Origin of the sequence: Salinibacter sp. (genome assembly GCF_042218895.1) — a bacterium.
GTDB lineage: Bacteria > Bacteroidota > Rhodothermia > Rhodothermales > Salinibacteraceae > Salinibacter.
Window position 1 is genome coordinate 59184 of sequence record NZ_JBDGQQ010000011.1, and the last position, 7035, is coordinate 66218.

Annotated in this window: 7 protein-coding genes; all 7 read left to right on the forward strand. The window is 59.5% G+C overall.

Annotated elements, in window-relative coordinates; all coding sequences use genetic code 11:
- The first annotated feature begins 266 nt into the window (after positions 1-266).
- The 7 genes from ABEL04_RS01460 to porV all read left to right on the forward strand — a co-directional run bounded on the left by ABEL04_RS01460 (position 267) and on the right by porV (position 6922).
- Positions 267-980: a tol-pal system YbgF family protein gene (locus tag ABEL04_RS01460; protein WP_375800596.1), complete on the forward strand. Its 714-nt coding sequence runs from the start codon at positions 267-269 to the stop codon at positions 978-980.
- Positions 981-1156: 176 nt separating this feature from the next.
- Positions 1157-2536 (forward strand): sigma-54-dependent transcriptional regulator, encoded by a 1380-nt coding sequence (locus ABEL04_RS01465; protein WP_375800597.1) that lies wholly within the window; start codon positions 1157-1159, stop codon positions 2534-2536.
- Between the two features lie 53 nt (positions 2537-2589).
- Entirely contained in the window at positions 2590-3336 is a 747-nt protein-coding gene (locus ABEL04_RS01470) for an ABC transporter ATP-binding protein (protein ID WP_375800598.1), read from the forward strand.
- A 180-nt stretch (positions 3337-3516) separates the two neighbouring features.
- A complete protein-coding gene (locus ABEL04_RS01475) occupies positions 3517-4152 on the forward strand; it encodes an LON peptidase substrate-binding domain-containing protein (protein ID WP_375800599.1) in 636 nt (211 codons plus the stop codon).
- A 74-nt stretch (positions 4153-4226) separates the two neighbouring features.
- Positions 4227-5084 carry an MBL fold metallo-hydrolase gene (locus ABEL04_RS01480; protein WP_375800600.1) on the forward strand — a complete coding sequence of 286 codons (858 nt, stop codon included), beginning with the start codon at positions 4227-4229 and terminating at the stop codon, positions 5082-5084.
- Between the two features lie 76 nt (positions 5085-5160).
- Entirely contained in the window at positions 5161-5412 is a 252-nt protein-coding gene (locus ABEL04_RS01485) for a histidine kinase dimerization/phospho-acceptor domain-containing protein (protein WP_375800601.1), read from the forward strand.
- Positions 5413-5764: 352 nt separating this feature from the next.
- Positions 5765-6922: a type IX secretion system outer membrane channel protein PorV gene (porV, locus tag ABEL04_RS01490; RefSeq protein WP_375800602.1), complete on the forward strand. Its 1158-nt coding sequence runs from the start codon at positions 5765-5767 to the stop codon at positions 6920-6922.
- Positions 6923-7035: the final 113 nt, after the last annotated feature.

A 7035-nucleotide genomic window follows, 5' to 3' on the forward strand; every position in this document is an offset into this window, starting at 1 on the left:
AGGCCCGTGCACAGCCTCAGAAAGCCTCCTGCGTGCTTGCGCACGAGGGAGCCGTAGCGCAACACTAAGTTATAAGATCCGCGAGTCAACTTAGTAAAGATCACATGCAAAAGCAGGGTCGGTGCTCGTCGGTTCGCCCCGGTCGGAAACGAACGAACGGCGGCACGTTAAACGGAATTCGGTGCGCAGCATGGGCCTGAACTCAAAAGGTTCGTCGGGGGGACGTTGTCGTTTGCTCATTCGAGTTTCGTCCATTTCAGCTACACATGACTGCTCTCCAGACGCCCGAAAAGACCTCACGCCGCAAGGAGCTTCGGAGAAACATCTTTGTCGACCTCTACGCGCGAGCTTTGCTTTTCTACGAGGATTACCGCCGCCTCGCACAGGGGATTGGGGTCGTGCTCCTCGCGCTTGCGCTCGCCGTTCCGGGCTACATCTACTACCACCAGCAGCAGGAAGAGGCAGCCAACAAGAAGCTAGGGCAAATCATATCGGTGTATCAGCGAGGCAACTACGAACAGGCCCTCAACGGCTCGGGCAGCCAGGCCGGGCTTCTCGCAATTGCTGATAACTACAGCGGCACGGATGCCGGCAACCTTGCTTCCTTCTACGCCGCCAACGCCCTCTACCAAACTGAAAAGTACGACCAGGCGCTGACGTACTTCAAGAAATTTGAGAAGGAAAACAACTTCTTCGGGGCGAGCGCCCTGGCGGCGCAGGCAAAAATCTACGAGAACCGCGGTCAGTTCCAACGGGCGGCCAAGCTGTACGAGAGGGCGGCGTCCCAGTACAAGAACGACTTGACCACCCCGCGCTACTTGCTTAGTGCAGGGCAGGCCTACGCAGAGGCCGGTCAGTACGACACCGCGATAACGGTCTACCGGAAAATCCAGGAGAACTATCCGGAGTCCGACCAGGCCACTCGGGCCAAGCGGTACTTGGCCCGCGCGAAGGTGCAGCAGAAGCAGACGTCGTCGTAGTGCCCTCGGGGACGACGACGAGCCTCCATCCCGGGCCCGCTGACGCCCCGATGTCGCGGCGAGGGACACCACTGGGGTCCGTTCCGTGAGGCATGAATCCCGACGCCGGGGGCAGGGAGGGCCTCGGGGCCCTAGCAAGTCCGTGACACACTCTGTGGATTGTCCCGCGCTTCGGCATGCCTACGATCTTAGTTGTTGACGATGAGGCGAGCATTCGCCGGACGCTTCGCGAAATTCTGGAGTACGAGGATTTTGACGTTGAGGAGGCCGTCGACGGTGAGGAGGCACTGTCGGCCCTCCGCGAGAACGCGTACGATTTGGTGATCCTCGACGTGAAAATGCCGAAGATCGACGGCATGGAAGTTCTCGAGACGATTGCCGAGGAGGGGTACGAGGTGCCGGTTCTCATGATTAGTGGACACGGCACCATCGAAACCGCGGTCGAATCCACGAAGCTTGGGGCGTACGATTTCATCGAGAAGCCCCCAGACCTCAACCGGCTCCTCGTCACTGTTCGCAACGCCCTGGACCACGGAAAGCTCGAGGTCGAGAACCGGCGCATGCGGCAGGCCATCAGTGAGCAGAGCACGGGCGACCTTCCTCCGATCATCGGGGAGAGCGCGTCCATTCAGGAGATTAAGGATACGATCGACCGGGTTGCGCCTACGGAAGCGCGGGTTCTCATCTCGGGCGAGAACGGGACGGGCAAGGAACTGGTGGCGAAGTGGATTCACCACAAGTCGGCCCGGGCCGATGAACCCATGGTAGAGGTGAACTGCGCCGCCATCCCGAGCGAGCTCATCGAGAGCGAGCTTTTCGGCCACGAAAAGGGCGCCTTCACGGGGGCTACTCAGCAGCGCATCGGAAAGTTCGAGCAGGCCCACGAGGGCACGCTGTTTCTGGACGAGATCGGGGATATGAGCCTTTCGGCACAGGCCAAGGTGCTTCGCGTGCTGGAAGAAAGTGAAATCGAGCGGGTCGGAGGGGAGCACAGCATTTCCGTCGACGTGCGGGTTGTTGCGGCGACGAACAAAGACTTGATGGAGGAAATCGAGGAGGGCCGTTTCCGTGAGGACCTGTATCATCGAATCGGTGTGATTTTGATCGACGTGCCGCCGCTGCGGGAACGCCGGGACGACATTCCGCTCCTTACAGAACACATCGCCGAGCGAGTGGCGCAGCGCAATGGACTCCCCCCAAAAACCTTCACCGACGACGCTCTCCACCGGCTCAAAGACTACGAGTGGCGGGGAAACGTCCGAGAGCTCCACAATGTCATCGAGCGCCTGCTCATCCTGGTGGATCGGGAGACGATCGAGGCTGCGGACATCGATCAGTTCGTGCAACCTGGAGTCGACTCGGAAGGCGTAGCGCAGGAGCTTATAAAGGCCTACGACGATTTCACCGACGCGCGCGATCAGTTCGAAAAGCACTTCATTCAGCACAAACTCCTTGAGCACGACTGGAATGTGAGCCAAACCGCCGAGACGATCGGGATACAGCGGTCCCACCTCTACAACAAGCTCAACAAGTACGGCATCGAGCGCGACGACTAGCGCCGTTTTCCCGCACGCCCCATTGACCCGCCCCACAGTTCCTCACTGCCGTAGTGGACGCTCCTCTTCTCGACGTCGATGGCCTGGTGAAGGAGTACGACACTGGCGGCCCCGAGCCGCTTACAGTGCTCCAGGACCTCGACATGAGCGTCCGTGAGGGAGAGATCGTGGCGGTTGCGGGAGAGAGCGGATCGGGAAAGTCGACGCTGCTTCATCTGCTCGGGGCCCTCGACCGGCCCACTGCGGGCACGGTCCGGTTCAGGGAGAACGATCTCTTCTCGAAGAGCGACGAGGAACTGGCGGCGTTTCGCAATCAGGCGATTGGCTTCGTCTTTCAGCTTCACCACCTGCTTCCCGAGTTTACGGCCCTCGAAAACGTTGCGATGCCCGCGCTCATCCAGCACCGCTCCTTGTCAGAGGTGAGGCCCCGGGCTCGCGACCTTCTGGACCTCCTGGGTCTGGCCGACCGGGCCGATCACCGCCCGGGAACTCTTTCGGGGGGGGAAAAGCAACGGGTGGCCATCGCACGCTCGCTGATGAACGAACCCGCCCTCGTGCTCATGGACGAGCCTACCGGGAATCTGGACGCCCGCACGGCTCAGCCTCTTCACCGTGAGATTGAACGGCTCAGCCAGGACATCGACCAGACCTTCGTGCTCGCTACGCACGACCCCTCACTGGCCCAGATCGCCGAGCGCGTCCTGCGCCTTGAACTGGGCCAGCTCCACGAGATAGACCCGGCCGAGGACATTATGCCGGCGGAGGCGGCCTCCCGCGGTCGAGATGCTGACAAGTCGTGACGGGGGAGTAAAACAGGGTGCGGGCCGGAGGACATCCCCGAACTCCGGGGAATAAGGTTCGTTAGGCCCTTCAGTGAATTCGAGAATTCACACGTCCAACACTGCTCCCCATCGCTACTCCCTCCGTACTTTAGCGCTTTGAGGAGTGGTAGTACCGAGCGACACTCTCTCCCCTTTCCTATGGATTCGATCGACTCTCTCCCGCTGTTTCCGCTAAGCCTCGTGCTTTACCCCGGCGAGCGCCTTCCGCTGCACATCTTCGAGGAGCGGTACAGGGAACTTACCCAGTACTGCCTGGAGCACGACGCCCCGTTCGGGATCGTCCGGGCTGATGAGAGCTGGGCTGAGGTGGGCACGACCGCCCGGATTGACCAAATCCTGAAGGAGTACGAGGACGGACGGATGGACATCGCCGTGGAGGGGGAGACTCGCTTCCGCATCGAGGAGGTTTACGACCAGCTCAGCTACTACACGGCCGACGTCACACTCGTCCAGGACGAAGACAGTGAGGTCGATCTTGAGCTGAAAGAACGGGTCATCACGCAGCACATGAAGCTCCTTGAGTTGGCCGGACGCACGGTTCGCCCCGACCTCTACGAAGACGTGGACCGGCTCTCCTTCGTCCTCGCGCAGAACGCGGTCCTCGACAGCGACCAGAAACAGGAGGTGCTCGAGTTCAGAACCGAAAACGAGCGCATCCGGTATCTCATCCACCACTTCGAGTCGGTGATCCCCCGCATCGAACAGCAGGAAGGGGTGCAGCGTCGGATCCGGTCAAACGGACACTTCAAGGATTTTCCCCCTGAAGAAGTGTAGGGCCTGTAGACTTTCGGCCCGCTGTTTTTGAGGTTGGCGGATCCGCGAGTCCCCTCATTCATCTGCGATCCGCCATGCCCCAGATTGGTCCGTATACGCTCTACCCAATCGACACTGGCCGCTTTGGACTTGACGGGGGAGCGATGTTCGGCATCGTCCCGAAACCCCTCTGGTCGAAGCGCATCGAGCCGGACGCGCAGAACCGAATTCCGCTGAGCATGCGGTGCCTGTTGCTGGCGGGCACCGATCGGCGCATCCTAATCGACGCGGGCATCGGCGACACGTTCGAAGGCACGAAATACCAGGACATCTACGCAGTCGACCACGGCTCCGCAACCCTGGAAGAATCCCTCCGGGCCCACGGATTTGGCCGGGCGGACATCACGGACGTGATTCTCACGCACCTGCACTTCGATCACTGCGGGGGCGGCACGCGCGAGACCCCTGAGGGGCCTGAGCCCACATTCCCGAACGCCACCTATCACGTCCAGAAGCGGCACTGGAACTGGGCAACCGACCCGAATCCTAAGGAGAGCGCCTCCTTTGTCGAAGAAACATTGTTCCCAATCGAGGCTGCCAACCAGCTTCATCTCGTGGAGGGCGAAGGGTCCCTGTTCCCGAACGTCGAAGTGATCCTGGTCCACGGACACACCGAAGCGCAGCAGATTGTGAAAGTGTCCGACGATGAGACCACGCTCGTTTACGTTGCCGATCTGCTGCCCACAATCCATCACCTTGCTCCCGTCTGGACGATGGCCTTCGACGTTCGACCTTTGCAGACAATCGAAGAGAAGAGAAATTTTTTAGGCCGGGCCGAGCGTTCGGAATGGATATTGTTCTTTGAACACGACCCGAGGGTCCAGATCGGCGACCTCGACCGAACCGACCAGGGGATTGAGGTGGTAGATCGACGGCCGCTTGGAGATCTGTAGGAACGCCCAGCATTGGGCCTGCAGAATACGGAGTCCTACCTCACATCTCTCGTCTATAAACTTACGTTCCGCCGAAATGGATGACCTCGAACTGCCCATGCCGGAAGAAGAGATACAGGATGTCCTATCGTCTGTCCATCACGACCTGAACAACCCACTCTCAATCATCTCAGGAAACGCACAGTTTCTTCGCGAGTTGAGCCGAGAAAAGGAACTCGACGATCAGTTCACGTCGGCGGTTCAGGATATCCAAGAAGCGACCCAGCAGATGGCTGAGGTCCTTCAGCGCCTTAACCGCTTGAAGGAACAGCTGGGAAATGGTCGATAGCCCTCATTCCCAAGGAAAATCCCGCGAGAGAAAAGCGCCCCGAAGAAGATTGCGCGAGAAACGTTCGGAGGGAGGTTACATTAGTACTCAGTGGTTGTGCATTTTATCGGTCTTGAGTACCCTACCGTTGCCCGAAGTGTCCTTTCCTACATCCACCCAGTAAGTCTATCAGATCGAAAGCGCTACAGAAACTGCACCAACTGCCGGAGCGCGAAAACATCCGGCATGAGGCGCGTTGAAGTGTTCAACGGAGGGATCGGGAAGTTTTCAGGTTTACCATCCTGTCTCCACTGATCACCGCGCCGCTCTTTCATTCTGTTCTGTACGCGATCAACCTTTATCCCTGGGTCCTATGATGTATTCTCTGTTGTCTCGCATTGCTCGCTGGTCCCTCTCGCTACTGGGGACGGCCCTCTTCGTATTTACACTTGCAGCGCCAGCCCATGGCCAGGTTGGGCAATCCTCGGCCCTCTTCCTCCGCATCGAGCCGGACAGTCGGGCGGCGGGTATGGGGAACACGGGTGTGGCCGTAGCGGACAATGCGAATGCTATGTTCTGGAACCCCTCGGGCCTAGCCTTCCAGAAAAACACGCAGGCAGGCATCACGCACTCCAACTGGCTGCCGGAGTTTAACGCAGGGCTCTTCTACGAGTACCTCGTCGGTACCTATCACGTCGACGGGATCGGGACGTTCGGGGGAAACGTCCGGTTCCTGAACCTGGGGGAGACCGTGATTCGTGATGATCAGGGCCAACGGGTAGGGAAAACAAGCTCCTTTCAACTCGCCGTCGGGACTTCGTACGGCTACCAAGTATCCGAGCGGCTTGGGCTGGGCACCTCACTGCGGTACATCCATTCGAAATTGACCTCGGGACAGCTACAGGGAACGGGCGAGGGATCAGCCTCGACATTTGCGGCGGACTTCTCGGCGCTGTACCGCACGGCTCCCTTCTCGCTGGGCGGCTCGGAAGCAACCTTTTCTGCGGGCGTGAATCTGGCGAATATGGGAGGGACGCTGGACTTCAACAGCTCGAACCCCGATAAGGACCCGATTCCAATGAATCTCCGGTTCGGTCCGGCGCTCACCATCGACTTCGATGAGTTTAACACCCTGACCCTCGCGGCCGACTTTAACAAGCAGTTGGTCAACGTTGAGCAGGAGGTAATTAACGGCGACACGGCGCGCGTCGGGGATCCGGGGTGGGTCGCGCTGTTTAAGTCGTGGGGGCCGGCGAGTGGCCAAGCCAAGGGAGGAAACGTGACGAAGCTTAGTCTCATTGAGCAGTTCACGGTCGGGACCGGTGTTGAGTACTGGTACAACGATCTCTTTGCGCTCCGGACGGGATACTTCTACGAGCATCCCGACAATGGAGACCGTCAGTTCCTGACGTTCGGGGCGGGGCTTCGGTACAACTTTGCCGGGGTGGACATCTCTTATCTCTACACGGCAGAGAATAACAGTCCTCTGGCCAATACCCTGCGGTTCTCCCTGCTGTTCGAGTTTAAGTAATAGTACGGGGGGCGGCCTCGTCCCACACATGTACGATCGCTTCTGCTCGATGCGTCCCGGTGCGCTGCGTAGCGCATCGGGACGTACTGTTTGGGGCCAGTCGGACAGCAGGG